General features: G+C 62.8%; 22 protein-coding genes. 11 read left to right on the top strand and 11 right to left on the bottom strand.

Annotation, left to right across the window (positions count from 1 at the left end):
• Positions 1-100 precede the first annotated feature (100 nt).
• The 3 genes from AC0L24_RS09300 to tpiA form a co-directional block, all read right to left on the bottom strand.
• Positions 101-1,228, bottom strand: a complete 1,128-nt coding sequence (locus AC0L24_RS09300) for a L,D-transpeptidase (RefSeq protein ID WP_127319981.1) — start codon at positions 1,226-1,228, stop codon at positions 101-103.
• Positions 1,229-1,439: 211 nt separating this feature from the next.
• Positions 1,440-1,910 (bottom strand): preprotein translocase subunit SecG, encoded by a 471-nt coding sequence (gene secG, locus AC0L24_RS09305; RefSeq protein WP_128364538.1) that lies wholly within the window; start codon positions 1,908-1,910, stop codon positions 1,440-1,442.
• A 171-nt stretch (positions 1,911-2,081) separates the two neighbouring features.
• Entirely contained in the window at positions 2,082-2,849 is a 768-nt protein-coding gene (tpiA, locus tag AC0L24_RS09310) for a triose-phosphate isomerase (protein ID WP_127268769.1), read from the bottom strand.
• Positions 2,850-2,994: 145 nt separating this feature from the next.
• On the opposite strand from tpiA, the gene AC0L24_RS09315 reads away from it, so the two are divergent.
• Genes AC0L24_RS09315 through AC0L24_RS09335 form a run of 5 tightly spaced genes read left to right on the top strand, consistent with a single transcriptional unit; the run spans position 2,995 to position 8,407 of the window.
• A complete protein-coding gene (locus AC0L24_RS09315) occupies positions 2,995-4,887 on the top strand; it encodes a SurA N-terminal domain-containing protein (RefSeq protein ID WP_128288098.1) in 1,893 nt (630 codons plus the stop codon).
• Entirely contained in the window at positions 4,884-5,894 is a 1,011-nt protein-coding gene (gene trpD, locus AC0L24_RS09320; protein ID WP_127397779.1) for an anthranilate phosphoribosyltransferase, read from the top strand. Before AC0L24_RS09315 ends, trpD begins: the two co-directional genes overlap by 4 nt.
• 10 nt (positions 5,895-5,904) lie before the next feature.
• Positions 5,905-6,717, top strand: coding sequence for an indole-3-glycerol phosphate synthase TrpC (gene trpC / locus AC0L24_RS09325; RefSeq protein WP_128288097.1), 813 nt, complete (start codon positions 5,905-5,907; stop codon positions 6,715-6,717).
• 2 nt (positions 6,718-6,719) lie between these two features.
• Positions 6,720-7,202 (top strand): cyclic pyranopterin monophosphate synthase MoaC, encoded by a 483-nt coding sequence (moaC, locus tag AC0L24_RS09330; RefSeq protein ID WP_127271357.1) that lies wholly within the window; start codon positions 6,720-6,722, stop codon positions 7,200-7,202.
• Positions 7,202-8,407, top strand: coding sequence for a molybdopterin molybdotransferase MoeA (locus AC0L24_RS09335; protein ID WP_473563664.1), 1,206 nt, complete (start codon positions 7,202-7,204; stop codon positions 8,405-8,407). Before moaC ends, AC0L24_RS09335 begins: the two co-directional genes overlap by 1 nt.
• A 49-nt stretch (positions 8,408-8,456) precedes the next feature.
• Here the strand turns inward: AC0L24_RS09335 and AC0L24_RS09340 are convergent, their stop codons facing one another.
• The gene (locus AC0L24_RS09340; protein WP_128288095.1) at positions 8,457-9,287 is read right to left on the bottom strand and encodes an alpha/beta hydrolase; all 831 of its coding nucleotides are present in this window, start codon (positions 9,285-9,287) and stop codon (positions 8,457-8,459) included.
• Between the two features lie 310 nt (positions 9,288-9,597).
• Between AC0L24_RS09340 and AC0L24_RS09345 the strand changes: the two genes are divergently transcribed.
• From AC0L24_RS09345 to lexA, 4 genes are all read left to right on the top strand, one after another.
• Positions 9,598-11,223 carry an AMP-binding protein gene (locus AC0L24_RS09345; protein ID WP_292630808.1) on the top strand — a complete coding sequence of 542 codons (1,626 nt, stop codon included), beginning with the start codon at positions 9,598-9,600 and terminating at the stop codon, positions 11,221-11,223.
• Entirely contained in the window at positions 11,220-12,056 is an 837-nt protein-coding gene (kynA, locus tag AC0L24_RS09350) for a tryptophan 2,3-dioxygenase (protein WP_127270200.1), read from the top strand. Before AC0L24_RS09345 ends, kynA begins: the two co-directional genes overlap by 4 nt.
• Positions 12,057-12,127: 71 nt before the next feature.
• Positions 12,128-13,375 (top strand): kynureninase, encoded by a 1,248-nt coding sequence (kynU, locus tag AC0L24_RS09355; RefSeq protein ID WP_127810454.1) that lies wholly within the window; start codon positions 12,128-12,130, stop codon positions 13,373-13,375.
• Between the two features lie 409 nt (positions 13,376-13,784).
• A complete protein-coding gene (lexA, locus tag AC0L24_RS09360; RefSeq protein WP_127272195.1) occupies positions 13,785-14,525 on the top strand; it encodes a transcriptional repressor LexA in 741 nt (246 codons plus the stop codon).
• On the opposite strand, the gene AC0L24_RS09365 is transcribed toward lexA, so the two are convergent.
• Complete coding sequence (locus AC0L24_RS09365; RefSeq protein ID WP_127810455.1) at positions 14,519-16,981, bottom strand: ComEC/Rec2 family competence protein; 2,463 nt, start codon at positions 16,979-16,981, stop codon at positions 14,519-14,521. The genes lexA and AC0L24_RS09365 overlap by 7 nt on opposite strands.
• A gap of 102 nt (positions 16,982-17,083) precedes the next feature.
• Between AC0L24_RS09365 and gltX the strand changes: the two genes are divergently transcribed.
• Entirely contained in the window at positions 17,084-18,508 is a 1,425-nt protein-coding gene (gene gltX / locus AC0L24_RS09370; RefSeq protein WP_473563665.1) for a glutamate--tRNA ligase, read from the top strand.
• Positions 18,509-18,693: 185 nt separating this feature from the next.
• Positions 18,694-20,022, top strand: coding sequence for a citrate synthase (gene gltA / locus AC0L24_RS09375; RefSeq protein ID WP_127810457.1), 1,329 nt, complete (start codon positions 18,694-18,696; stop codon positions 20,020-20,022).
• Between the two features lie 55 nt (positions 20,023-20,077).
• Here the strand turns inward: gltA and lpxB are convergent, their stop codons facing one another.
• From lpxB to bamA, 6 genes are all read right to left on the bottom strand, one after another.
• Complete coding sequence (lpxB, locus tag AC0L24_RS09380) at positions 20,078-21,256, bottom strand: lipid-A-disaccharide synthase (protein WP_127810458.1); 1,179 nt, start codon at positions 21,254-21,256, stop codon at positions 20,078-20,080.
• Positions 21,249-22,166, bottom strand: a complete 918-nt coding sequence (locus AC0L24_RS09385; protein WP_127810459.1) for an LpxI family protein — start codon at positions 22,164-22,166, stop codon at positions 21,249-21,251. Before AC0L24_RS09385 ends, lpxB begins: the two co-directional genes overlap by 8 nt.
• Entirely contained in the window at positions 22,138-22,971 is an 834-nt protein-coding gene (gene lpxA, locus AC0L24_RS09390) for an acyl-ACP--UDP-N-acetylglucosamine O-acyltransferase (protein ID WP_473563666.1), read from the bottom strand. Before lpxA ends, AC0L24_RS09385 begins: the two co-directional genes overlap by 29 nt.
• 13 nt (positions 22,972-22,984) lie before the next feature.
• Positions 22,985-23,452, bottom strand: coding sequence for a 3-hydroxyacyl-ACP dehydratase FabZ (gene fabZ, locus AC0L24_RS09395; protein WP_127268627.1), 468 nt, complete (start codon positions 23,450-23,452; stop codon positions 22,985-22,987).
• Positions 23,445-24,503, bottom strand: a complete 1,059-nt coding sequence (gene lpxD, locus AC0L24_RS09400; protein ID WP_127810461.1) for a UDP-3-O-(3-hydroxymyristoyl)glucosamine N-acyltransferase — start codon at positions 24,501-24,503, stop codon at positions 23,445-23,447. Before lpxD ends, fabZ begins: the two co-directional genes overlap by 8 nt.
• A gap of 75 nt (positions 24,504-24,578) precedes the next feature.
• Positions 24,579-26,948, bottom strand: a complete 2,370-nt coding sequence (gene bamA / locus AC0L24_RS09405; RefSeq protein WP_127268628.1) for an outer membrane protein assembly factor BamA — start codon at positions 26,946-26,948, stop codon at positions 24,579-24,581.
• Between the last annotated feature and the right edge of the window lie 25 nt (positions 26,949-26,973).

Raw genomic sequence — 26,973 nt, forward strand, 5'->3', positions numbered from 1 at the left:
AACCGCCGCGAAGCTTTTTTCCCAAGAAGGCGCTTGGATCGTGAACAAGGCAAAACAAAAGGGCCGGCTGAGCCGGCCCTTTCGGCAGGATGACGAAACGTCAGATGATGACGACCTTGGTGCCAACCCTGACGCGGCTGTAAAGGTCCATGACGTGCTCGTTGATCATGCGGAAGCAACCATTCGAGGCGCTGGTTCCGATCGACTGCGGCGCAATGGTGCCGTGGATGCGCAGATGCGTGTCCTTCTTGCCGTCATAGAGATAGATGGCGCGCGCGCCGAGCGGATTCTGGCCACCGCCGGGCATACCGTCCTTATACTGGCCGTAATGCTTCGGCTCGCGCTTCTGCATGTCCAGCGTCGGGATCCAGCGCGGCCATTCCTGCTTGTCACCGACTGCAACCGTACCCTTGAACTGCAGGCCGTCGCGGCCGACCGCGATGGCGTAGCGGCGCGCGGTGGAGGACGATTCGACGAGGTAGAGGCGGCGCGCGCTGGTGTCGATAACGATGGTGCCGGCAGCGTAACCGCTGAATTCCACGTCCTGCGGCACGAATTCCGGCTTCACCTTGAACTGCTTCTTGGCTTCCCTCTTGGCGAGAGCCTGGTCGAGAGCCCGTGTCTCGGGAAGATATGAAATCGACGAAGAGGAAGAGCTACCGCCGAAGAGACCGGCGAACAAACCGCCGCTGCTCGGCTGCTTCTGGCCGATGACCTCGCTGCGCAACTCGCCATTGTTGCCGGTCAGGGCGATGTTCATCGCCTCTGCCGGAAGCGGCTCGGCCGACTGGATCGGCGCGATCGGTTCGATTGGTTCGATGATCTTGGCAACCAGCTTCTTGGCCGGCTTGGCATCGGCCACCTGGGTTGCCTGCGTGCTCTTGCCCTTCTTGGCCAGGAACGCTTGCCGTTCAGCGTCGGCCTTGGCCTTTGCCGCCTCGCGCATCGCCAGTTTCCTGGCTTCGAGCGCCTTGGCTTTGGCGGCTTCCTTGTCGGCAACGATCTTGGCCTCGATCTTCTTGATCTGGGCGAGGTCGTCGGGCGTCGGGTTTTTCTTCTTCTTGAGAAGCTTCAATTGCGACGCATCACTCTTGACGGCGACGTTGATTGCAGAAGTTGTTTCAGCCGAAGGCTGTGCGGCCATATTTGCCGGCACGCCGGCGAAGGCTGGGGAACTCATGCCGAGTGCGGCGCAAAGTCCCAGGAAAATGAAGCTGCGAAGCTGCATGGCGAAGATCCGATCGTTCTATGCTTGTTGCCCACGGCGTCGCCCAGCGCCCCCCAAGGGCGCCGGAAATGCCGCGCGCAATCTATAGTCGAATAAGCGCGGCTGCCTCAAGCGCGAGGTCCCGCCTCACCCCGTCGAATCTTCGTGATCTTGCTGCATTTGCCGCGACTGTGTTCAAACGACCACAGATCGCGGTTTCAAGCGTGGAAGACTATTGGTTCGGGACCTGCGGGGTCGCCGGTGCGGCGGGAGCCGTGCCGTTGGTCGCCGGCGGCGTCGAACCGGCGGCAGGCGCCGTGGCCGGGGCAGTCGCCGGAGCCGAAGCGTCGTTGCCGGAAGGCGGCGTCGGCGTGGTGCTGCCGGCGGGCGCCGGGGTGGTCGTGCCGGGCAACTGGTTGAGCACGCCTTTGCCTGCACCGTCCGACGTCGCCGGCACGCGGTCGAGGATGTCGATCGGCTTCTCGCCGTAGCGGGCGACGATCGACAGAGTCAGTGACGTGGCGAAGAAGGCGGCCGCAAGGATCGCCGTCGCACGCGTCAGGGCATTGGCAGCACCACGCGCGGTCATGAAGCCGGATCCGCCACCGATGCCGAGGCCGCCGCCTTCGGAACGCTGCAGCAGCACCACGCCGACAAGGGCGAGCACGACCATGAGATGGATGACGATCAGTACGGTTTCCATAGTTTATCCTGGCAAGGCCTTGCCCGGCCGCGGACACGACCGGTGAATTGGAGGCGGCTCAATACAATGCTTTGACGGCATTTCCAAGCCCGTGGCCGGAATATGGGAAGCAACCCGTCCTTTGCAACGATTTCGTGCACCGGAAGCCCTTGTCCGGCGGAGCGAATGTCTTCAGGCAATATTGCGATAAGCCTCGGCGATGCCGAGAAAATCCGCCGCTTTCAGGCTGGCGCCGCCGACCAGCGCGCCGTCGACATTCCTGACGCCGAGCAGTTCGACCGCGTTGGAGGGCTTGACCGAGCCGCCGTAGAGAATGCGCATCTTCGCCGCGACGCCGCCGAGCTTTTCCGACAGCTTTTCGCGGATATGTGCATGTGCTGCGGCCACATCGCCGGCCGTCGGCGTCAAGCCGGTGCCGATCGCCCATACCGGCTCATAGGCAATGATGGTGTTGGATGGGGTGGCGCTTGACGGGACCGAACCATCGACCTGCCGCGACAGCACGTCCAGCGTGGCGCCCGCTTCACGCTGTTCATGCGTTTCGCCGACGCAAATGATGGCAACAAGCCCGGCACGCCATGCGGCGGATGCCTTGGCCTGGACAGTGGCGTCATCCTCGCCGCGTTGCTCGCGGCATTCGGAATGGCCGACGATGACATGGCTCGCACCGGCATCCCTGAGCATTTCCGCCGATATGCAGCCGGTGTAGGCGCCGCTCTCCTTGGTATGGCAATCCTCACCGCCGGCATGCACCGGCGTGCGTGACAGGATCTCCGCGGCGTGAGCAAGCAGGGTTGCGGGAACGCAAACCAGCGCTTCGGTCTCTGCGTCAAGTCCGCTCATGAAACCGTTGCCGATCATCCGGAGCTCGTTGAGGGAGGCGCTGGTGCCGTTCATTTTCCAGTTGCCGGCGACGAGCGGGCGAATTCCTGGCGTCATGGGTTTGCTTCTCCGGATGATATCGGGGCTCTGGCCCTCACTACCAAAATCAGGCCACAAAGCAATCGACAGTGGGCCGGAAGGGCGCTATTGCGCTTGTTTCAGACTCGGCGCATGCGAAAATGCGCATAAATCGGAAGTAAAAATGCTTGGTATATTGAGAAACGCGGCAGGCACCTGGGTCGCGAAGGGACTGTTGGTGCTGCTGGTGCTCAGCTTTTTGGTCTGGGGCGTTTCCGGACAGCTGATGAGCGGTCTTGCCGGCCACGATTCGGTGATAACCGCCGGCGGCACCAAAGTATCGATCAACGAATACCGTCTCGCCTACGATCGCCAGCTCGCCGTCATGTCGCAACAGTTCGGCCAACGTCTCAGCCACGAACAGGCAAAGGCGCTCGGCGTCGACAACCAGGTGTTGGCTCAGCTCGTCTCTGGTGCCGTTCTCGACGAACAGGCCCGCAAGCTGGGCCTCGGACTTTCCAAGGATCGGCTGGCCGAGTTGACACGCGAGGACCCAGCCTTCAAGGGCCCGGGCGGCCAGTTCGACCGCAGAACGTTCGAATATATGCTGCAGCAGATCGGCATGCGGCCCGAGGACTATTTGAAGAACCGTGCCCAGGTGGCCGTGCGCCAGCAAATTGTCGAGGCGGTCTCGGATGGCCTCAAGGCTCCGGACACTTTCTTCAAGGCGGTTGCGCTCTATCGCGGCGAAGACCGCACCATCGACTATTTGACGCTGCCCAAGGCACTGGTCGAGCCGATCGCGGCGCCGTCCGATAGCGTGCTCTCGGCCTATTTCGAAGCCAACAAGAAGACATATGCGGCACCCGAATACCGCAAATTTTCCTATGTCCGCCTCGAACCCGTCGACATCATGGATACGACCGCCGTCACCGACAGCCAGGTCAGCGACGACTACAACAAGAACAAGGCGCGTTACACCACGCCGGAACTGCGCACCGTCGAGCAGCTCGTGTTCAAGACGCCGGATGCGGCCAAGGCCGCACTCGATTCGCTCAAGGCCGGCGCCACTTTCGACAAGCTTGTCACGGCGGAAGGCAAGACGCCGGCCGATACGTTGCTCGGCACGCTTGCCAAGGACAAGATCGCCGACAAGGCGGTCGCCGACGCGGCCTTTTCGCTCAACGCCAATGAAGTCAGTCAGGTCGTGCAAGGCGCCTTCGGTCCGGTGCTGCTGCGCGTCACCGAGATCAAGCCCGAGGTGGTGAAACCACTGGCCGAGGTGTCCGATCAGATCCGCAAGGATCTGGCGCTGGGCGAGGCAAGCCGCATCCTTCTGGACGTGCGCGACAATTACGATGACACCCGCGCCGCCGGCAGTTCGCTGGCGGAGGCCGCGGCCAAGCTGAAGCTGAAGGTCGTCACCATCGACGCCATCGATCGTAGTGGACTGCGGCCAGATGCAACCATCGTCAAGGACCTGCCGCAATCGCCGGAGCTGATCAAAGCCGTCTTCGACGCCGAACCCAACACGGAAAACGATGCCTTGACCACAGCCGACAACGGCTTCGTCTTCTATGAGGTGGCGTCCGTCACGCCGGCTCGCGACCGCACGCTGGATGAGGTTCGTCAAAAAGTCGTCGCCGACTGGACGGCGGCGGAAATAAGCAAGCGGCTGGCCGCCAAGGCTGACGAACTGGAAAAGCGGCTCAAGGCCGGCGCAACGCTCGATGTCATCGCCAGCGAACTGAAGCTCGAAAAGCAGACCAAGCGCGGTGTCAAGCGTGAGGCTGACGATGTCGATTTCGGTAAGGAGGGTGCGGCAGCGATGTTCGGTGTCGGCGAAGGCGGCACCGGCTTGGTCCCCTCACCCACCGGAGACGGGCAGATCCTGTACAAGGTCGCCGAAGTGTTCGAGCCCGCCGGAGCCGATGCCAGTTCGGTGCCGGACGACGCGCAGAAATCCTTCACCTCCGGCATGTCGGATGACCTGCTCGACCAGTTGGTGGCGCAGTTGCAGACGCAGTACGACGTTCGCATCGACCAGGCCGCCGTCGCCCAAGCCTCGACAAGATGAGCGCGCTGAAAACCCATATCGCCAAGATCGCGACCGGTAGCGCGCTTTCCTTCGAGGAAGCGCGCGAGGCCTTCGACATCATCATGTCGGGTGACGCGACCCCCGGCCAGATCGGCGGTTTCCTGATGGCGCTGCGTGTGCGCGGCGAGACGGTGAGCGAGATTTCAGGCGCCGTCGCAACCATGCGGGGCAAGATGCTGCACGTCGACGCGCCCACCGACGCCATCGACATCGTCGGCACCGGCGGCGACAATTCTCACAGCGTCAACATTTCGACGGCATCGGCCTTCGTCGTTGCCGGCAGCGGCGTGCCGGTTGCCAAACACGGCAATCGCGGCCTGTCATCGTTGACGGGGGCAGCCGACGTGCTGGTTGCGCTCGGCGTCAAGATCGATATCTCGCCCGAATTCATCGGCCGCTGCATCCACGAGGCAGGCGTTGGCTTCATGTTCGCGCCTGCGCACCATCCGGCGATGAAGCATGTCGGCCCGACCCGCGTCGAACTCGGCACCCGCACCATCTTCAACCTGCTCGGGCCGCTCTCCAATCCGGCCGGCGTCAAGCGGCAGCTGGTCGGTGTGTTCCTGCCGGAATGGATCCTGCCGGTTGCCGAGACGCTGAAGGCGCTGGGTGCCGAGCATGTCTGGGTCGCCCATGGCGACGGCTATGACGAGATCACCACCACCGGCGAGACGCAGGTTGCCGAACTGATCGGCGGCGAGATCCGCAGCTTCACCCTGACCCCTGAAGCGGTTGGGTTGCCGCGCCACAGCAAGGACGAATTGCGTGGCGGCGATGCGGACTACAACGCCAAGGCCTTGCGCGATATGCTGGGCGGCGCCGCCGGCGCCTATCGCGACACCGTGCTGATGAACGCCGGTGCCGGACTGGTTGTGGCCGGCAAGGCGACGACGCTTGGCGACGGCATCGCGGCGGCGGCGCAAGCCATCGATAGCGGCCGTGCCCTGCAAGTGCTCGACAGGCTGGTCGAGATTTCGAACGGATAACGGATAGAGCGTGTCTGACATTCTTCGCAAGATCGAGGCCTACAAGCGCGACGAGATCGCGGCAGCAAAGGCACGCGTGCCGTTGGCCGAAATCAAGGCCCGGGCAAAAGACGCCGACGCACCGCGCGGCTTTCTTGCCGCACTGGAAGCGAAGCGCAAATCCGGCGCCTTCGCGCTAATCGCCGAGATCAAGAAGGCGAGCCCTTCCAAGGGTCTGATCCGTGCCGATTTCGATCCACCGGCGCTGGCGCAGGCCTATGCCAAGGGTGGTGCTGCCTGTCTTTCGGTGCTGACCGATGCACCGTCCTTCCAGGGTGCGCCCGAATTTCTCACCTGGGCGCGAGCCGCCGTCGCGCTGCCGGCGCTGCGCAAGGATTTCCTGTTCGATCCGTATCAGGTCTACGAAGCCCGCGCCTGGGGCGCGGATGCCATCCTGATCATCATGGCCAGTGTCGACGACGTCCTGGCCAGCGAGCTCGAGGCGACGGCCTTCGAACTCGGCATGGATGCACTGGTCGAAGTGCACGACGAGACCGAGACGCAGCGCGCGCTAAAACTGTCGTCGCGGCTGATCGGCATCAACAACCGCAATCTGCGCACATTCGAGACCAGCCTCGACACTTCCATGCGGCTGGCGACGATGGTTCCGGCCGACCGCTTGCTGGTCAGCGAGAGCGGTATTTTCTCGCATGACGACTGCCTCAGGCTGCAAAAGAGCGACATCGGCACTTTTCTTGTCGGCGAGAGCCTGATGCGGCAACAGGACGTCACCGCGGCGACGCGCCTGCTTCTGACAGGCAAGGCTTTGGCCGAGGCCATCTGACGATGGTATCGGGCCTTACCCATCTCGGCGCGCAGGGCGAGGCCAACATGGTCGACGTCGGCGACAAGGACGAAACAACGCGCACGGCGATCGCCGAAGGCTTTGTCGCGATGCAGCCCGAGACGCTGAAGATGATCCTCGCCGGCAACGCCAAGAAGGGCGATGTGCTCGGCACCGCGCGCATCGCCGGCATCATGGCGGCGAAGAAGACGCATGAACTGATCCCGCTCTGCCACCCGCTGCTTTTGACCAAGGTTTCCGTCGACATCGAGCCCGACCATGCCTTGCCCGGCCTGAAGGTCACCGCACTGGCGCGCGTCACCGGCAAGACGGGTGTCGAGATGGAAGCGCTGACCGCCGCTTCGGTCGCCTGCCTGACCATCTACGACATGGCCAAAGCAGTAGACCGCGCCATGGTCATCACCGGCATCCGCCTGGTCGAAAAGACCGGTGGCAAGTCGGGTGACTACAAGGCGAGCGCCTGATGGCGCTGGTTCCTATCGCGGAGGCGCTTGAACGCCTGCTTGATGGCGCGGCGCCTCTAGCCGGCGAAAGCGTTCCCCTGTTCGAGGCTGTGGATCGTGTTCTGGCGGAACCGGTCGTGGCACTTCGCACCCAGCCGCCTTTCAATGCTTCCGCCATGGACGGCTATGCAGCGCGCGCCGCCGACGTCACGTCGGTCCCATCCAGGCTGTCGGTGATCGGCATGGCGCCGGCTGGGCGTGGCTTCGACGGCACGGTCGGCCAGACGCAGGCCGTGCGCATCTTCACCGGCGCGCCGCTGCCCGAAGGCGCCGACACCATCGTCATCCAGGAGAATGTCCGCGATCTCGGCGGCGGCGAAATCGAAGTGACCGAGCCAACGGCGCAATGGCGCAATATCCGCCGCATCGGGCTCGATTTTTCAACAGGCGACATGCTGCTGGAAAAAGGCCGCTTGCTCGACCCGGCGGCACTGTCGCTGGCAGCATCGGCCAACCATCCTCGGGTCAGCGTGGTGAAACGGCCGCTGGTCGCCATTATCGCCACCGGCGACGAATTGCTGCCGCCGGGCAGCGATCTCGGCCCGGACCAGATCATTTCATCGAATGCCTATGGCGTCGCCGCCACCGCACACTCGGTCGGCGCCCGCGCGCTCGATCTCGGCATTGCCGCCGATCGCAAGGATGCTATCGCCGAACTGGTGCAAAAAGCGGTCGCGGCCGGTGCGGATGTCATTGTGACGCTTGGTGGCGCCTCGGTCGGCGATCACGACCTGATCCACGACGTGCTGGCCGGCGAAGGCATGACGCTCGGCTTCTGGAAGATCGCCATGCGTCCTGGCAAGCCGCTGATGTTCGGCCGCCTCGGCGATATCAGGTGCATCGGCCTGCCCGGCAATCCGGTGGCAAGCCTGGTCTGCTCGCAATTGTTCCTGAAGCCGCTGCTGGCGCGGCTCGGCGGCCGCAATCATCGCCAGGACATTCGTCCGGCGCGGTTGGGTGCCGCCATGCCGGCCAATGATCTGCGCCAGGACTACGTCCGAGCCGTGGTCAGGGAAGATGACGGCGTGCTGGTGGCGACGCCGTTCGGTATCCAGGATTCCTCGATGCTGAGAATGCTGGCCGACGCCAACGGGCTGATCGTGCGGGCGCCGTTTGCCCCCGCAGCAGCTGCTGGCGAGGCCTGCAGCGTACTGATGCTGCGCTGAAGCAGAACAAGACAAACCATTAATAAAAAAATGGAAAATGATCTCGGTGCTAGCCCGATATCAAGGCGCGGCTCAGTGGGTGGGCCGGATCGGCAAGGCCGTCGACAATGCTGAAATGATGCCGGTCGGGCTCGACCACGGTGCTGGTTGCAGCACCGAGGCCCGTCCAGATGTTGGCAAGCAAGGCGTTCTGACGCAGGAACTCGGCGCGCTCGCCACCACCGGCCCAACAGGTGATGCGGACACCATCCATGGGCCGCAACAGTGCCGGGCTTTCCGCCAACGCCTCGGCCTCGTCGATGGCCAGAATCGCGTTCATCTCGGTGCGCATGATCGGACGCAGATCGTGGACACCCGAAATCGAAACGACATGGCGCACGCGCCGCGCCACATCGTCCGCCAGAGGCGTGGTTGTCGTCACCATCCGGCTGGCAAGATGGCCGCCGGCCGAATGTCCGGTCAGCATCAGCGGCCCGTCGACCATTGCCGCCGCCTTGCCGATCGCCACGCCGATCTCCTGGACGATGCCGGCGATGCGTAAGTCCGGGCACAGCGTGTAGGACGGCATCGCCACGGCAAAGCCGCTGCTGACCGCACCATTGGCGAGATGCGACCAGAAACTCTTGTCGAACGCCTTCCAGTAACCGCCATGGATGAACACCACCAACCCTTTGGGCGTGGCGCTGGGGAGGAAGAGATCGAGCCGATTGCGTCGCCCATCGCCATAGGTGATGTCGAGCCGTGCCCGGCCCTGCGCCGAGAGTGCGTCACGAAACGCTTGCGCAGGCTCCACCCACGCGGCCGGCCATCGGTCGCTGCCGGCGATATTCGCACCGTTGGCATAGGCATCATCCCAATCGACGATGTGACGTTCGAACATCTGCGCCCTTCCCCAAAAACGGCATCGCTGTTCCGCTAGCAATGGCCACCGCCACGCCATGCGTCAATGCTCTAGGGCAAAAACATTTTAGGCTTGAAACAAATTTCGACTGGTGCGATCCTGCCCGCACGAACAGCCGACAATGGGAGGTCTGCTGTGCTGCCCGAAGCCTGCAAATGGTCACCCCGTTCGGGTGGCGTCGAGCAAGGCGCGACTTGCGGCACGAAGCCTCCTCAAAAAAAGCAGGACCTTCAGATCACTGGTCAGGCGCCTCGCGCACTGGCCGTCCAGCAGACAGGAGAGCGGCGACATGCTTGGGCCTTCAGCGCATATCGACACGTTCACGCGCGATCACCTGCCGCCGCCGGAGCAATGGCCTGAAATCCTGCTCGACGGCTTCGACTATCCCGAACGCCTCAACGCCGGTGTCGAACTGACCGACAGGCTGGTCGAGAAAGGCCTGGGCGACCACACCGCGCTGATCGGCAATGGCCGCCGCCGCACCTACAAGGAACTGTCCGACTGGACGAACAGGCTGGCCCACGCGCTGGTCGAGAATTATGGGGTCGAGCCGGGCAACCGGGTGCTGATCCGTTCGGCCAACAACCCCGCAATGGTCGCCTGCTGGCTGGCCGCCACCAAGGTTGGCGCCGTGGTCGTCAACACCATGCCGATGCTGCGCGCCGGCGAACTCGCCAAGATCGTCGACAAAGCGGAAATCACCGTCGCGCTCTGCGACACCAGGCTGATGGACGAGATGACCGCCTGCGCCAAGGACAGCGCATTCCTCAAGCAGGTCATCGGTTTCGACGGCACCGCCAACCATGATGCTGAACTCGATCGTGCCGCTCTCGACAAGCCGGTGACGTTCACCGCAGTCGACACCGGCCGCGACGATGTTGCCCTGCTCGGCTTCACCTCGGGCACAACAGGCGTTCCGAAGGCGACGATGCATTTCCACCGCGACCTGCTGATCATCGCCGACGCCTACGCCCGCGAAATCCTGGAGGTGACGCCGGACGACATCTTCGTCGGCTCGCCGCCGCTGGCCTTCACCTTCGGCCTTGGCGGGCTCGCCATCTTTCCGCTGCGCTTCGGTGCGGCGGCGACGCTGCTGGAGCAGGCGACGCCACCCAACATGATCCACATCATCGAGACCTACAAAGCGACGATCTCTTTCACCGCGCCGACTGCCTACCGCGCCATGCTGAAGGCCATGGATGAAGGTGCCGACCTGTCGTCGCTGCGCGTCGCCGTTTCGGCCGGCGAAACCTTGCCCGCTCCGGTTTTCGAAGAGTGGACGCAAAAGACCGGCAAGCCGATCCTCGACGGCATCGGAGCCACCGAGATGCTGCACATCTTCATCTCCAACCGTTTTGACGACATGAAGCCCGCGTCGACCGGAAAGCCGGTGGGCGGCTACGAGGCGCGCGTCGTCGATGACGAGATGCGCGAGGTGCCACGCGGCGCGACCGGCAGGCTTGCAGTGCGCGGACCGACCGGCTGCCGCTACATGGCCGATGACAGGCAGAAGGAATACGTGCGCGACGGCTGGAACCTCACCGGCGATACCTTCACGCAGGACGAGGACGGCTTCTTCCATTTCGCCGCCCGCTCCGACGACATGATCGTCAGCGCCGGCTACAACATTGCCGGACCCGAGGTCGAGGCGGCGCTGCTGGCGCACCCGGACGTCGCCGAATGCGCTGTCATTGGCGCCGAGGACGCCGAACGCGGCCAGATCGTCGAGGCGCATGTCGTGCTAGCGCAGGGCGTCGCGCCCGACGCCCTCACCACCAAGCGCCTGCAGGACCATGTCAAGGCAATGATCGCGCCCTATAAATATCCGCGATCGGTAAAATTCATCGCCGCCCTGCCCAAGACCCAGACCGGCAAGATCCAGCGCTTCCGGCTGCGCACGGAGAAAATCGATTGAGCGAGCCATACGATCCGGCGTCCGAAGGCGCCCAGATGTCGTTCAAGGAGCGCATGTCCTACAGCGACTACCTGCACCTGGAGAAAGTGCTGGAGGCCCAGACGCCGCTGTCATCGGCGCATGACGAGATGCTGTTCATCATCCAGCATCAGACTTCCGAACTCTGGATGAAGCTCGCTCTACACGAGATTGGAGCCGCGATCCGTTCCATCCGCGCCGACCGGCTCGAGCCGAGCTTCAAGATGCTGTCGCGCGTTGCGCGGATCTTCGAGCAGCTGAACAATGCCTGGGATGTGCTGCGGACGATGACGCCGAGCGAATACACCGAGTTCCGCGACGCGCTCGGCCAGTCCTCGGGTTTCCAGTCCTGGCAGTATCGCGCCATCGAGTTCATGGCCGGCAACCGCAACCTGGCCATGCTCGGGCCGCACAAGCACCGGCCCGACCTGAGCGGAAAGCTGGAAGCGATCCTGACCGAACCATCGCTCTACGACGAAGCGCTGCTGCTGCTTGCGCGCAACGGATTCGACATCGGTGCCGATGCCAAGCGCACGGACTGGCGTGAGACGCGAACCGAGAATGAAGAGGTGCTGGTCGCCTGGCAAACCATTTACCGCGATCCGCAGCGCTACTGGATGTTCTACGAACTGGCAGAGAAGCTGGTCGACTTCGAGGATTATTTCCGCCGCTGGCGCTTCAACCACGTCACCACGGTTGAGCGCATCATCGGTCTGAAACGCGGCACCGGCGGCACGTCGGGTGCTTCGTATCTGAAGAAGATGCTCGAGGTGGTGCTGTTCCCGGAACTGTGGACGGTCCGCACCCGGCTCTGACATCGTCGAAATGAAAACAGCGACGCGCGGCGGCGGAACACCCTTCGCGAACAACCGGGGACTGACTGACCATGAGTGGATTTCCTGATCTCGCCGCAGTCGAAGCGATGGATGCCACAGATCCGCTGCGGGCCATGCGCGACCGTTTCATTCTGCCGGAGGGGGTGATCTATCTCGACGGCAATTCACTGGGGGCAGCGTCTCATGCCGTTTTCGGCGAGCTGCAGCAGGCGGCAACCCAGGAATGGGCCCAGGACCTCATCCGAGCCTGGAATACGGCCGGATGGTTCGAGATGCCGATCGAACTCGGCGATCAACTCGGACGCCTGATTGGAGCCGCGGCCGGCCAGACCGTCGTCTGCGACACGACGTCGACCAACATCTACAAGGTGCTGCATGCGGCGCTGGAGATGCGGCCGGGCCGGTCGGTCATCGTCGCCGAGGGTGACAGTTTCCCCACCGACCTGTACATCGCCGAAGGGGTGGCCTCGACACGGGACGGCGTCCTGCTGCGCCTCGCGGGCGTCGACGCGCCCACCATCGAAGAGCTGATCGACGAAAACGTCGCGGTGGTGCTGGTCAACCACGTCAACTACAAATCGGGTGAACTGCGCGACATGGCGGCGCTGACGCGCAAGGCTCATGCGGCCGGAGCGCTGATCGTCTGGGATCTATGCCACACCGCCGGCGCCCTGCCCGTCGAGCTCGATCAGGCAAATGCCGATTTCGCCATCGGCTGCACTTACAAGTACCTCAACGGCGGTCCGGGCGCACCGGCCTTCATCTATGCCGCGCAGCGCCATCACGGCGATATCAGCCAGCCGCTCAGCGGCTGGTGGGGCCATGCGCGGCCCTTTGCCTTCGAACGGGGGTATGTTGCCGGCACCGGTATCCGCCGCTTTCTGTGCGGCACCCAGCCGGTCCTGTCGATGCGGGCGCTCAAAGGCGCGCTTGTCATCTGGAACGACGTCGACATGGCGGCATTGCGAAAAAAGAGCGTCGCGCTGACGGAACTGTTCATCCAGCTCGTCGAAGCAAAGTGCGGCGCCTATGGCCTCACGCTGGAGACCACCCGCGACGCGACCAGGCGCGGCAGCCAGGTGTCGTTCCTTCACGATCACGGCTATCAAATCATGCGGGCGCTGATCGAGCGCGGCGTCATCGGTGATTTTCGCGCGCCATCGACCATCCGTTTCGGCTTCACGCCGCTCTATGTCGGCTACAAGGATGTGTGGCTGGCGGTTGAGGTGCTGGAGGATATTCTGCGCACGGGCGCATGGAAGGACCAGCGTTTCGCCGTCAAGGAAGCCGTTACCTGACGCAACGATCTCCGCGATTTGCCGTCGCCGCCCTCACTGCCCGGCGGATGACGGAGGGCTGAATTCCAGCCACAAATGCCAACAGACGTTGGCGTTTTGGCTCCGTTTCGTTCACGGCAAACCAACGTCCCGAAGATTGATAGCGTCCCTTGTGGAGGTCGATCGGCAGATGATGCCAAGCCTTGGGTCGAGGATGAGCCACAGGTCATTAACCATAATGATTTGAATGTGAGCAGGCGCATTGCCGTGGTTGGCGCCTGTCGATCGCGACCCGCTGGCAAGCCCAAATAATTTCAGCAGCCTTAACAAATTCATTAAACTTTAAACGGTTGCAGAACACAACTGGAACAGATAGTGTTTGTTCTGGGTTTGTTTTTCGATTCTGGTTTCAGGTAATCTGGGGGCCGCCATGCTGACACGCAAGCAACATGAACTGCTGATGTTCATCCATGAACGCCTGAAGGAGAGCGGCATTCCGCCATCCTTCGACGAGATGAAGGAGGCGCTCGACCTTGCCTCCAAATCCGGGATTCATCGGCTGATCACCGCACTTGAGGAGCGCGGCTTTATTCGCCGGTTGCCCAACCGGGCACGCGCGCTGGAAGTGCTGCGATTGCCGGACTCGATCGCGCCCGGCCTCAACGCGGCAAAGAAGTTTTCGCCAAGCGTCATCCAGGGCAGTCTCGGTCAGGGTGGTGCCCTTGGCCGGCAGATCAAGCCGGCGCCTTCGCGGATGCCCTCGCCCGGCAATGATGACGATGCGGTCTCCGCCGTGTCGATCCCGGTCATGGGCCGTATCGCCGCCGGTGTGCCGATCGATGCCATCCAGCATCAGACGCATTCGATCTCGGTGCCGCCGGACATGATCATGGGCGGTGCCCACTATGCGCTGGAGGTCAAGGGCGACTCGATGATCGAGGCCGGTATCTTCGACGGCGACACCGTCATCATCCGCAATGCCGACACGGCGAACCCCGGCGAGATCATCGTGGCGCTGGTCGATGAAGAGGAAGCGACGCTGAAGCGGTTCCGCCGCAAGGGCGCTTCGATTGCTCTCGAAGCCGCCAATCCAGCCTATGAAACCCGTATTTTCGGGCCGGACAGGGTCAAGGTGCAAGGCAAGCTCGTTGGCCTGATCCGCCGCTACTGAGGCGGCTGCGTTTCAGCCACTGGCTTCTCGGGTCTCTTGAAGGGTGGCAGCCCCCTCGCCTCGCGCGAGAATTTGCGTTGCGCATGCCAGGGCCGGTATGGGCTGTCCACGGCGAAGCTGATCGTCGCCGGCGTGGTCGCCGATTGGCGATCGAAGAAGATCGCGGCACTGCCTTTGCGAGCCAGTTGCCGCTTGGTGATGACGAGAACCAGCGGGTTGTGACAGGCGTCATACGCGGTGGCGTCATTGATGACGATCAGCTCGGCGAAACCGCAGGCTTTCCAGGTGTCCTTGCGGTCCTCGACATAGGCAATGATCGCACCGGACGTGTGCCTGGCCACGCAGACGCCTGAGGTGCAATAGAACGGCGATCCCGGCGGTAGCTCAACGGCATCCGCGACGTCGAATTGCCCGTCGCCCTTGTCGAACACCTCCGGCACGACGATGGTTTCGGATATTAGTGCGCGTTTCCAGTTGTCGACGGTGAATTCGTTCGGCCGAGCGCGGCTGACGGCGAGTTCGCCACCGCCGATCGGCAAGGCAACCAGTCGGGCGTCCTCCGAGATCAGCACATCCGGCGTGCGCGTATCCGAGACGGTCAGCAAGCCTGCCAGCGCGAATGGCAGAGCAGCGAGCCGCAGCCAAGTTGTCGCCATTGTCGCGATGACCAGGGCAATTGTCACCAGCAGGACAGATTGCTGCGAAATCAGCCCAACCGCATCGACAGGCGAACGTTCGGAGATCCAACCCGATATGGCGATCATCACCGTCAGACCCTTGCCCATCAGGTAGAGGGCCGGCCAATCCAATCCGAAAGGCATCAGCAGCGCGCTTGCGACAGCCAGGAACATGACGACGGTGACGATCGGCATAACCGCCAGATTGGCGAACAGGCTGAGCGGCGACACACGCTGAAAATGCCAGATGGCAAACAGCGTCGTGGCGCTGCCGGCGATGATGGAGGTCATGGCAAGGCCGGTTGCCGCGAGCACGAACTTTCGCGTCAGGAAACCGGGCATGGATCGCTTTGGGGGCGGCGGTCTTGCTTTTCCCGCGCGGTGAACGGCCCAGCCGGCATAGGCGCCGACCAGAGCCGCGGTCGCGGCGAACGACATCTGAAAACTCGGGCCGACCACCTCATGCGGCGACACCACGATGACGGCGATCGCCGAGATCGCCAGATTGCGCATGGTGAGTGCTGCTCGATCGAACAGCACGGCAATCAGCATCACCGCCAGCATGATGAAGCTGCGCTCGGCGGCAACGACGACTCCAGAGATGATGAGATAGGCCGCGATCGAGAACAGTGCGGCGACGGCGGCATACTTCTTGACCGGGCGACGCGCGGAAAAGTCGGGAAACAACGCGAAGGCGCCGCGCAGCAAGCCCATGATGGTGCCTGCGACCAGCGCCATGTGCAGTCCCGAAATCGAGATGATGTGGTAGATGCCGGTACGTCGCATCGCCTCATTGATGTCATCGGGAATGCCGGCGCGCACGCCGACGATCAGCGCCGCGGCGATCTCGCCTTCGGCGCCGCCGACGCTCGCCCTGATATGGTCGGCGATGGCCTCGCGGGCATTTTCCACGCTAGAGGAAATTCGGGCCGGCAGCGACATGTCGCCACCATCGCTGACGACAAGCTTGGGGTTGCCGAGAAAGAACCCGCTGCCGCCGATGCCGGCAAAATAGCTGTCGAAGGAGAAATCATAGCTGTCCGGCCGCACCGGCCCGGTCGGCGGCAAAAGCTTGGCATATCCAGTGATGAGGGAGCCTGCGGTCACGTCAGCCGGGATCTTGCGTGCCGAAAGCCGCACCCGTTCCGGCGCATAGCGCAGTTTCGGTCTTGCGGTCGATGTCACGTCGATGGTCAGCCGGATACGGCCAGTTTCCATCCGGTCGAGCGAGACGACGCGGCCGGTCACCTGCGTCGAGATTTCCGAGCCCAACATTTGTGTGCCCGCACGCCACGTCTCGACCTTGGCAGCAAGCAGTCCTAGGGCGCACAAAAGCGCCGCCATGAAACACAGATGGGTCTTTGGCCATGAGCGCGAGACCAGCGCACAGATCCCCGTCAAGATGACAACCGCGACAGGTCTCGCAAAGTCGGGTTCAGCCGTCAGCGAAAAATAGCCGATCGCTCCGATCGCCAGGCAGACCGGCACCAGCAGGAAGGCCACGCCCCGGTCGAGTTCCAGGCTCGCCGCCGTGTTCACGCTGTGGCGCAGGCGAGGCAGTGATGTCAGGCTGATTTGCCGGCGCACGCGAACGATCCTGCCGGTTTCGGCAACAGGAACAGAGGCGGCGACATCCGCTTGCAAGGGCGCCTTGCCGGGATCCGGCACAAGGGGCGATGGCGGCGGTAATGGGGCTGGCCGAGGCGCAAACAGGGACCGTTCGCTGACGCCGATGGCAGCGTCCTCGCCCTGATCCGAGCCCCAGCCTCGTCCAGCCATCGGGTCTGCCCCTTGCGCCCTCGACACCCTATGCTACATGAACGCCGGGCGCGCGAAAGCCCGCGCAACCGCACCCCGCTTCAGATGGTTTCCGAGAGTTCCATGTCCGACAAGGTCGTCACCCGTTTTGCCCCTTCGCCCACCGGCTATCTGCACATAGGCGGCGCGCGCACGGCGCTGTTCAACTGGCTGTATGCGAAGCACACTGGCGGCACGATGCTGCTGCGCATCGAGGACACCGACCGCGAACGCTCCAATGAAGCCGCGACGGCTGCCATCCTCGACGGGCTTTCCTGGCTTGGCCTGAGCTGGGACGGCGAGCCGGTGTCGCAGTTCGAGCGTGCGCCGCGCCACCGCGAGGTGGCTGAGGAGCTCGTGCGCAAGGGCAAGGCGTATTATTGCTATGCCACGCCGGCCGAACTGGAGGCCATGCGCGAGGCTGCCAGAGCCAAGGGGCTGCCGCCCCGCTATGACGGCCGCTGGCGCGACCGCGACCCCTCTGAGGCGCCCGCAGGCGTCAAGGGCGCCATTCGTATCAAGGCGCCGACCGAAGGCGAGACCATCGTCCATGACCGTGTCCAGGGCGAGGTGCGCTTTCCCAACAAGGATCTCGATGACTTCATCATCCTGCGTTCTGACGGCAATCCCACTTACATGCATGCCGTCGTCGTCGATGATCATGATATGGGAGTCACCCATATCATTCGCGGCGACGATCATCTGACCAACGCCGCTCGCCAGACCGTGATCTACAACGCCATGGGCTGGAACGTGCCGTCCATGTCGCATATCCCGCTGATCCACGGCGCCGATGGCGCCAAGCTGTCGAAGCGGCACGGCGCGCTTGGCGTCGAGGCCTATCGCGCCATGGGCTACCTGCCGGAGGCGCTGCTCAATTACCTGGCGCGCCTTGGCTGGAGCCATGGCGACGACGAGATCATGTCGATCAAGGATATGATCTCGTGGTTCGACATCGGCGATGTCAACAAGGGCGCGGCGCGCTTCGACTTCGCCAAGCTGGAGGCGATCAACGGCGCGCATATGCGCCGCATGAGCGATGCCCAACTGTTCGACATCTTCATCGCTACCCTGCCCTATCTCGAAGGTGGCCCGGCGATCGCCGCGCGCCTGAACGACAGCACCAAGGCGCAGTTGCTGGCAGCGCTTCCGGGCTTGAAGGACCGCGCCAAGACGCTGGTCGAGCTCGTCGATGGCGCGGCCTTCCTGTTCGCCACGCGCCCCCTGCCGATCGACGACAAGGCGGCCCTTCTGCTTACCGACGATGCCCGCAAGATCCTGCGCAGTGCTCACGAAGCTTTGAACGGGCTTGCGAGTGACTGGACAGCCGCCTCGGCGGAGGCGGCGATACGCGAGGTGGCAGCGGCCGGCAGTCACAAGCTCGGCGCGGTGGCCCAGCCTTTGCGCGCTGCGTTGACCGGCAAAAGCACCTCGCCGGGCGTGTTCGATGTGCTCGCCGTGCTCGGCCGCGAGGAAAGCCTGGCGCGCATCTCAGATCAAATCGATTAGGAGCAAACTGGCCCAAGAAGATTGGCATTGAAAGGCGGGTTTCGCAGTGCAACATTAGGCCTTGGCCCAATCTGGCACGCACCTCCTGAAATGCGGTGGCGAATACGCGCATTGCGGTGATTTTCGACGTGTCGCTCTGCAGAATTTTGCCTTTGCCGGCATGAGGAAACAAGAAGGAGTTTGCAATGACCGAAGCTGCGAAAAAAATGGATTTGGGCGGCAAGACCCAGGAGGCCACGGCAACGATTGCATTCGCCGGCAAGACCCATGAATTCAAGGTGCGAAGTGGTTCGGTCGGGCCTGATGTCATCGACATCGCCTCGCTCTACTCAACCACCGGCGCCTTCACTTACGATCCCGGCTTCACCTCGACGGCAAGCTGCGAGTCCGAAATCACCTTCATCGACGGCGACGCCGGCATCCTCCTCCACCGCGGCTATCCGATCGACCAGTTGGCCGAACATGGCGACTTCCTCGAGGTCTGCTATCTCCTGCTCTACGGTGAATTGCCGACCAAGGCGCAGAAGGACGACTTCGACTACCGCGTGACGCGCCACACCATGGTGCATGAGCAGATGTCGCGCTTTTTCACCGGCTTCCGCCGCGACGCGCACCCGATGGCGGTGATGTGCGGCGTGGTCGGCGCGCTGTCGGCCTTCTACCACGACTCCACCGACATCTCCGACCCCTACCAGCGCATGGTTGCCTCCATGCGGCTGATCGCCAAGATGCCAACGATCGCGGCGATGGCCTACAAATACCACATCGGCCAGCCCTTCATTTACCCGAAGAACGAACTGAACTTCGCCGCCAACTTCCTGCACATGTGCTTTGCCGTGCCGTGCGAGGAATACAAGATCAACCCGGTGCTGGCGCGCGCCATGGAACGCATCTTCATTCTGCACGCCGATCACGAGCAGAACGCCTCGACCTCGACCGTTCGTCTCGCCGGCTCGTCGGGCGCCAACCCGTTCGCGTGCATCGCCGCCGGCATCGCTTGCCTGTGGGGCCCAGCGCATGGCGGCGCCAATGAAGCGGCGCTCAACATGCTTGGCGAGATCGGCCATGTCGATCACATCCCCGAGTTCATCGCTCGCGCCAAGGACAAGAACGACCCGTTCCGCTTGATGGGCTTTGGCCACCGCGTCTACAAGAACTACGATCCGCGCGCCAAGATCATGCAGAAGACGGCGCATGAGGTTCTGGGCGAGCTCGGCATCAAGGACGATCCGCTGCTCGACATCGCCATGGAACTGGAAAAGATCGCGCTGACCGATCCCTATTTCATCGAGAAGAAGCTCTACCCGAATGTCGACTTCTATTCCGGCATTACGCTGAAGGCGCTGGGTTTCCCCACCACCATGTTCACCGTGCTGTTCGCGGTCGCCCGCACCGTCGGCTGGATCGCACAGTGGAAAGAGATGATCGAGGATCCGCGCCAGAAGATCGGCCGCCCGCGCCAGCTCTACACCGGCGCGCCGGAGCGCGACTACGTGCCGATCGCCAAGCGGTGAATTGGGAGTAGGGATCGGGCAGTAGGCAGTAGGGTATGGTCAATTTCCCTACTCCCTACTGACTATTCCCTCTCTTGATATACCGTATCACCACCTGCGCGGCGATCTCGCCGGACGGTCTATCCGTCGCCATGCGCCGCGTGATCTCTGCAAATCCATTCTTCTGCCAGGCGCGCATGCCGCTGTCGGCGAACAGGGCTTCCAATTGCCGGGCCAGATTGTTCGGCTTGATGTAGCCGTCGTAGAATTCCGGAATAAGCGCTCGATCCGATATCAGATTGGGCAGCAGGGCCGACCAGACTGAAACGAGGTACGGCGCCAAGACGCGAGCAACCGGGTCGAGCCTGTAGCAGGAAATCATCGGCACTCCGGCCAGCGCCAGCTCCAGCGATACCGTCCCGGACGCGATCAGCGCCGCATCGGCTTTGCCGAAAGCCTGCCATTTGCGCTGGGGATCGACGATGATCTCAGGCTTTTCATCCCAGCGGTTGACGGAGAATTTGACGAGCTCGGCGACATGCGGAACGGTCGGCAGCAGCAGCCGCAGGCGGTGGCCACGCGCACGCAGAATCGACACCGTCTCGCCGAACGGGTCGAGCAGCCGCCGTACCTCGCCACGCCGCGAACCGGGCAGGACGAGCAGGGTCTTGACGCGATCAGGAGAAAGGTCGCGCGGTAGTTCCTGCGCCTTGGCTGCGGCCAGCAAACCCGCATCGTGGGTCAGGCGATGCCCGACATAGGTGCCCGGTGGCCCGCCGAGCCGCTCGAGCTCCTTGACCTCGAACGGCAGGATGCAGAGGATGTGGTCGACATAGGGCTTCATCGCCACCGCCCTGCCCGGCCGCCACGCCCACACGCTCGGGCAGACATAGTGGATGATCGGAATCGACGGGTTGGCCGCACGCACCTTTTTGGCGACGCGCAACGAAAAGTCCGGACTGTCGATGGTGACCATGCAGTCCGGCTTTTCGTCGGCAACGGTCTTGGCCAGTTGGCTGATCCGCCGCATCAGGCGCGGCAGGTCGCGCAGAACGGCGCTGAACCCCATGAGGGCGATCTCGCCGGCATCGAATGGCGAGACCAGTCCCAGCGCCTGCAAATGACGGCCGCCGAGGCCGACGAGTTGCACCTCGCGCCCCACAGCCTGGCTGAGCGAGCGCACTATGTCGGCACCGAGCAGGTCGCCGGACTCCTCTCCGGCAACGATTGCGATCTTCAATGCCCTGTCAGCCATTGCGCGGCTCCGTGGCGGCACGCAGGCCAAGGACGAACAGGCCGAGTGCATTGGCGCGCGCGATGGTTTCAGGACCTTCGAGGATCAGCGAGCGTCCCGCCTCGACGGCAATGCCGGCGAGTCCGGCCGCATGCGCTGCCTCGATCGTCTGCGGACCGATGGATGGAAGATCGGCGCGCAGTTCCTGACCGGGCTTGGCGCACTTGACGAGGACGCCGCGGGTCTTGCCCGCAATACGGCCGTGGCCGCGCAGCAGCTTCGCACGATCAAGCAGGCCGGCTGTTCCTTCGATGCCTTCCAGCGCGATTGCCCGGCCGCCAACCGCGATCGCCGCCTGGCCGACATCCAGCGCCCCGATGGCCTTTGCTGCCGCAAGGCCTGCCTCAATATCGCGCCAGTCCAATTTTCGCGGCTCGGCCTTGGTCAGCACGCCTTCGGCGGCGACAAGATTCGGCACTACTTCGTGGGCGCCAACGACCTTTACTCCACGCGCTTCGAGGCCCCGTGCCAAGACCTTTAGAAGACCATCATCGCCACGCGCGAGCGCCATGACGACCAAAGGAATCACCGCGATCAGGCTGAGACTGGGGCGCAGCGCAAGCAATCGCGGCCGGCGCTTGATCTCGCCTGCAAGCACCAGATGGGTGATCCGGTGCCGCCGCAGCAAAGGGACGAGCGAGCCTATACCTTCCAGAGCGAGGTTTTCGTGATCGTATCGGGAGAGTTCCGCGATGCGGTCGACCTCGCCTTCCATCAGGATGACGAAGGGCGGATAACCTTGTTCAGCCGAACCGGCCGCGACTTCGACCGGCAGACTGCCGCCGCCGGCAATGATGCCGACCCTGGAGCCCGGCGGAAGATCAAGACGCGCAGCCGCTGTCTCAGTCTTCGTCATCGACATCGTCGCCATCGCCGCCCTTGAGCGACGGCACAGCATAGTGCCGCTTGCCGCGACTGGTGATGAAATCGATGATCTTCATGGCGGTCGGCGACGACGCGAACTCCGCCTTGGCGAACTCGATGTTCTCGCCAACGGTGCGGGAACGATCGAAGATCATCCTGTAAGCCTTGCGCAACACAAGGATTTCGGACCTCGGCAGGCCGGAGCGCTTGAGGCCGATGATGTTGAGACCGCGCAGGCTGGCGCGGTTACCGACCGCGATGGCAAAGGGAATGACATCGCCGACGATCGCGGAGCAGCCGCCGAGAAAGGCGTTGTCGCCGATGCGGACAAACTGATGCACTGCGGTCAGGCCGCCGATATAGACATTGTTGCCGACCTCGCAGTGGCCGCCCAGCGTTGCGCCATTGGCGAACGTCGCATTGTTGCCGACGACGCAATCATGGGCGATATGTGCGTAGGCAAGGAAATTGCCATTGTCGCCGACCGTCGTCTCGCCGCGGCTGGAATCGGTGCCGAGATGCATGGTCACGCCTTCGCGGATCGTGCAGTTCCTGCCGATGACCAAGGTGGTGCGACCGCCCTTGTGCTTGGTGTTCTGCGGCGGTGCGCCCAATGTCGCCATCGGATAGACCTTGGTCGAGGCACCGATCGACGTCGCGCCCATCACCGAGACATGACTGACCAGTTCGACGTCGTCGCCGATCACCACATCGGCACCGACATGGCAGAACGGCCCGATGCGTGCACCTTGGCCGATTTGGGCGCCTTCCTCGACAATGGAGAAAGCATGAATGGATGTCTTGATTTTCATAAGCACTCGATCGTCAGTCGCTGGTGACCATCATGGCTGAAATCTCGGCCTCGGCCGCCTTGGCGCCGTCGACCATGGCTTCACAAGCGAATTTGAGCAGGTTGCCGCGTTTCTTGATTTTCTTGACATGGATCTTCAACTGGTCGCCGGGAACGACCGGTTTGCGGAATTTGGCGTTGTCGATGGTCAGGAAATAGACCAGCGACGGCTTTTCGGTACCCAGGCTGCGGATACAGATGGCGCCGGCCGTCTGCGCCATCGCCTCGACGATAAGCACACCCGGCATGACCGGCTGCTCAGGGAAATGGCCCTGAAAATGCGGCTCGTTTATGGTCACGTTCTTGATGCCGACGGCGGATTCGTCGCCATCGATGTCGACGATACGATCGATCATCAGGAACGGATAGCGGTGCGGCAGGAGCTTCATCAGCCCCATAATGTCGACCGCCTCCAGCGTCGTCGACGCGATCATGTCAGCCATTGCCTCCCTCGCCCTGTTTGCGGGTCCTGGCGAGCTTGCGCAGCATGGCTATCTCCCGCATGGCTTCCGCCATCGGCTGTGCCGGATAGCCGCCCCAGATCTCGCCTGCAGGGACATTGCTCATAAATCCACTTCTGGCGGCAAGCTTGGCCCCTGTCCCAATGGTCAGGTGATCCGCAAGCCCGACGCCGCCGCCCATGGTGACATTGTCACCCACCACCACAGAACCCGAAATACCCGAAAGCCCGGCTATTATGCAATTGCGGCCGATGCGGACGTTATGGGCGATCTGCACGAGATTGTCGATCTTGGTGCCCTGGCCGATGATCGTATCGGACATGGCGCCGCGATCGACGGTGGTGTTGGAGCCGATCTCGACGTCGTCCTGGATAACGACACGGCCGATCTGCGGCACGCGCTCAGGCCCCTTGGCCCCGCCGACGAACCCAAAACCATCCTGGCCTATCCTCGCGCCGCCATGAATGATGACGCGATTGCCGATCAAGGCATACTGGATGCTGGCGCCTGGACCGACATAGCCGTCGCGGCCGATCTGGCAGGATTGTCCAATCACTGCATTTGGGGCGATGACGGTGCCGCTGCCGATCGAAGCACCTGGCCCGACAACCGCGCCGGCCTCGATGACGGCACCGGCTTCGACATGCGCGGTCGCATCGACATGAGCGTGCGGCGAGACGCCGGTCTCACTGGTCATCGGCCCTGGCGTCGCCGCCCTCGGAAACAGCAGGCGCCCGACAAATGCGAAGGCCTGTTGCGGACGCGGATGAACCAGAACGGCAACGCCGGCTGGCGCCTTGCCGGCAAATTCCGCTGGACACAGGACCGCGGCCGCCCGCAGCGACGGCATCAGCGCGGAATTACGCTTGCCGTCGACAAAGACGAGCGCATTCTCGCCGCCCTCGCTGGCCGGCGCGAGCGCTTCGATCGAAATATCGGAGTGGCCGGAATCGACGAGCACCGAGCCGGTCAGATTCGCGACTTCGCCCGCCGTATACCGGCGTGATGGCGCGAAGAACACCGGATCGGTCATTCCAGAAGCTATATCCAGCTAGGTCGGAACATTTCTCCCGGACCCTGAGGACCCGGGAGCATCGTTGGCCGCCGATCAGAAGCGGGTCGATATGCCGAAGTTGAATTCCTGCACGTCGTCGCGCGCTTCCTTCTTGACCGGGATCGCATAGTCGATACGGATCGGACCGAATGGCGATGCCCACATCAGGCCGAGGCCGACCGAGGCACGCAACTTCATGCCGACCGAGTCCTGAGTGACGCCAGCGGTGTCGACCTTGCTTCCATAGAGCGTTGCCGCGTCCGCGAAGACCGCGCCACGCAAGCCAAAGCTCTCCGGAATGACCGGGAGCGGGAACTGGGCCTCTGCCGACGCATTGAAATAGGTCGTGCCGCCGAGATGGTCGCCCGTAGCAGTATCGACAGGACCGATGCCGCCATAGGCGAAGCCACGGATCATGCGATCGGTGCTCTGGAACTGATCGAAAATCCGCAGACCATCGCTGCCGTATCCTTCAACATGGCCAGCGCCACCTGAAATGAGCCCGACCAGGTCGTACTGCTCCGACAGCGTCTGGTAGATGCTGCCGCGGCCCGTGACTTTCACGAACTTGGCATCACCACCGAGGCCTGCGACTTCCACGGTCGTGGTGGCATAGATACCCTCGTGCGGGCTCTTCATATCGTCGATGGTGTTGTAGACCAGCCCGAGGCTGACCGACGACTTGATCCAAGGGCTTTGTTCGATGCCGTCCAGGATAGCCGTGGAAACACTGCAACCGGGATCAGGAACCCCGTCGCCATTTGCATCGCAGCTGTCATCCAGCTCATATTTCTCTTGCGAGATGTTGTACGCCAACTGGGTCGAGATGCTGTCGGTGATCGGCAGACCGAAGCGCACCGTCGCACCCGTGGTATCGCTGTCGTAGTTGTCGTATTCCCTGGTCGACTTGAAGATGTCGAAGCCGGCGGCGATGCGCCGTCCGAGGAAATAAGGCTCGGTGAAGGACAGGCTGTAGTCGCGTGAATTCTTGCCGCCGCCCGCCGACAGCTTGATGAACTGGCCACGACCGAGGAAGTTGCGCTCGGTCACCGATCCTTCGACCGACGGACCGGCCGTGTCGCCACCGGTCGAATAACCAGCGCCCACCGAGAACTCGCCGGTCGATTTCTCGACCACATCGACCACCAGAACGACCTGGTCAGGCTGCGAGCCCGGCACGGTCGAGATGTCGACTTTCTCAAAATAATTCAAGTTTTCCAGGCGCTTTTTCGCGCGCTGGATGAGCACCTGGTTGAAGGCGTCGCCTTCGCTGACGTCGAACTCGCGGCGAATGACATAGTCACGCGTGCGATCATTGCCGCGGATCTCGATGCGCTCGATATAGGCCTTGGTGCCCTGGTCGATCGTGTAGACGACCGAAATGGTGTGGTTCTCGAAATTCCGGTCGCCGCGCGGCGTTACCTGCGCGAAGGCATAGCCGGAACCGGCCACCTTCTCGGTCAGCGCGATGATGGAATCCTCGACGTTCTTGGCGTTGTAGACGTCACCCTTATGGGTCTCGATCACCGATTCCAGCGACTTGCCGTCGACTTCAGGGATTGAGCTCTCGACGCTGACGTCACCGAACGTGTAGCGGTCGCCTTCCTGGACGGTGATGGTGACCGTGTACTTGTTCGTCGCGCTGTCGAGCTCGCCGACAGCAGACACGACCTGGAAGTCGGCATAGCCGTGATTGTAGTAGAAGCGGCGCAGCAGCTCCTCGTCCGCGCGCAGCTTGTCATCGTCATAGACGTCGTCGCGCAGGACGAAGGAAAGCCAGGACGAGCGCTTGGTATTGATGATATCCGCCAGGCGGCGGCTGGAATAGGCACTGTTGCCGACGAAATTGACCGCCGCGATCTGCGTGCGATCGCCTTCAACGATGTTGAAGACAACGTTTACGCGATTGTCGCCAAGCTGCATGACCTGCGTGGTCACGGTCACATCGTCACGACCAATGCGCCTGTATGCAGCCTTGACCGATTCCACGTCGGCATCGAGCGTCGCCTGTGAGAACGTTCCGCGCGGCTTCAGCTGCACCGCCGCCGCAAGTGCATTGTCCTTGAGCTTCTTGTTGTTCTGGAACAGCACCTGGTTGACCACCTGGTACTCGGCGACCTTGACCACCAGCGTCGAGCCGACCTGGTTGATCTGCACGTCCGAAAACAGGCCAGTGCCGAACAGTGCCTTGACCGCACCGTCGATATCGGAACTGGAGAAAGCCTTGCCCGGCTTGATGGTGATGTAATTGCGGATGGTCTCAGCGTCGATACGCTGGTTGCCGCTCACTTCCACTCTGCTGACGACAGCGGCTTCAGCCGCCGATGTGGCAACGAACTGCACTGCGAGCGCGCCTGGCACGACCATGGCCGCGGACAGGGTCACCGCGGACGCGGCGCTTAGAAACTTGGATGCTGCCTTCATCGGGCTTAATAACCTTTTCTCGTAG

Source organism: Mesorhizobium sp. WSM4809, from assembly GCF_055811655.1.

Bases quoted from the DNA above. Each gene is read 5' to 3' on its own strand.
- AC0L24_RS09300 (WP_127319981.1), bottom strand. From the start codon at position 1,228: ATGCAGCTTCGCAGCTTCATTTTCCTGGGACTTTGCGCCGCACTCGGC.
- secG (WP_128364538.1), bottom strand. From the start codon at position 1,910: ATGGAAACCGTACTGATCGTCATCCATCTCATGGTCGTGCTCGCCCTT.
- tpiA (WP_127268769.1), bottom strand. From the start codon at position 2,849: ATGACGCCAGGAATTCGCCCGCTCGTCGCCGGCAACTGGAAAATGAAC.
- AC0L24_RS09315 (WP_128288098.1), top strand. From the start codon at position 2,995: ATGCTTGGTATATTGAGAAACGCGGCAGGCACCTGGGTCGCGAAGGGA.
- trpD (WP_127397779.1), top strand. From the start codon at position 4,884: ATGAGCGCGCTGAAAACCCATATCGCCAAGATCGCGACCGGTAGCGCG.
- moaC (WP_127271357.1), top strand. From the start codon at position 6,720: ATGGTATCGGGCCTTACCCATCTCGGCGCGCAGGGCGAGGCCAACATG.
- AC0L24_RS09335 (WP_473563664.1), top strand. From the start codon at position 7,202: ATGGCGCTGGTTCCTATCGCGGAGGCGCTTGAACGCCTGCTTGATGGC.
- AC0L24_RS09340 (WP_128288095.1), bottom strand. From the start codon at position 9,287: ATGTTCGAACGTCACATCGTCGATTGGGATGATGCCTATGCCAACGGT.
- AC0L24_RS09345 (WP_292630808.1), top strand. From the start codon at position 9,598: ATGCTTGGGCCTTCAGCGCATATCGACACGTTCACGCGCGATCACCTG.
- kynU (WP_127810454.1), top strand. From the start codon at position 12,128: ATGAGTGGATTTCCTGATCTCGCCGCAGTCGAAGCGATGGATGCCACA.
- lexA (WP_127272195.1), top strand. From the start codon at position 13,785: ATGCTGACACGCAAGCAACATGAACTGCTGATGTTCATCCATGAACGC.
- AC0L24_RS09365 (WP_127810455.1), bottom strand. From the start codon at position 16,981: ATGGCTGGACGAGGCTGGGGCTCGGATCAGGGCGAGGACGCTGCCATC.
- gltX (WP_473563665.1), top strand. From the start codon at position 17,084: ATGTCCGACAAGGTCGTCACCCGTTTTGCCCCTTCGCCCACCGGCTAT.
- gltA (WP_127810457.1), top strand. From the start codon at position 18,694: ATGACCGAAGCTGCGAAAAAAATGGATTTGGGCGGCAAGACCCAGGAG.
- lpxB (WP_127810458.1), bottom strand. From the start codon at position 21,256: ATGGCTGACAGGGCATTGAAGATCGCAATCGTTGCCGGAGAGGAGTCC.
- AC0L24_RS09385 (WP_127810459.1), bottom strand. From the start codon at position 22,166: ATGGCGACGATGTCGATGACGAAGACTGAGACAGCGGCTGCGCGTCTT.
- lpxA (WP_473563666.1), bottom strand. From the start codon at position 22,971: ATGAAAATCAAGACATCCATTCATGCTTTCTCCATTGTCGAGGAAGGC.
- fabZ (WP_127268627.1), bottom strand. From the start codon at position 23,452: ATGGCTGACATGATCGCGTCGACGACGCTGGAGGCGGTCGACATTATG.
- lpxD (WP_127810461.1), bottom strand. From the start codon at position 24,503: ATGACCGATCCGGTGTTCTTCGCGCCATCACGCCGGTATACGGCGGGC.
- bamA (WP_127268628.1), bottom strand. From the start codon at position 26,948: ATGAAGGCAGCATCCAAGTTTCTAAGCGCCGCGTCCGCGGTGACCCTG.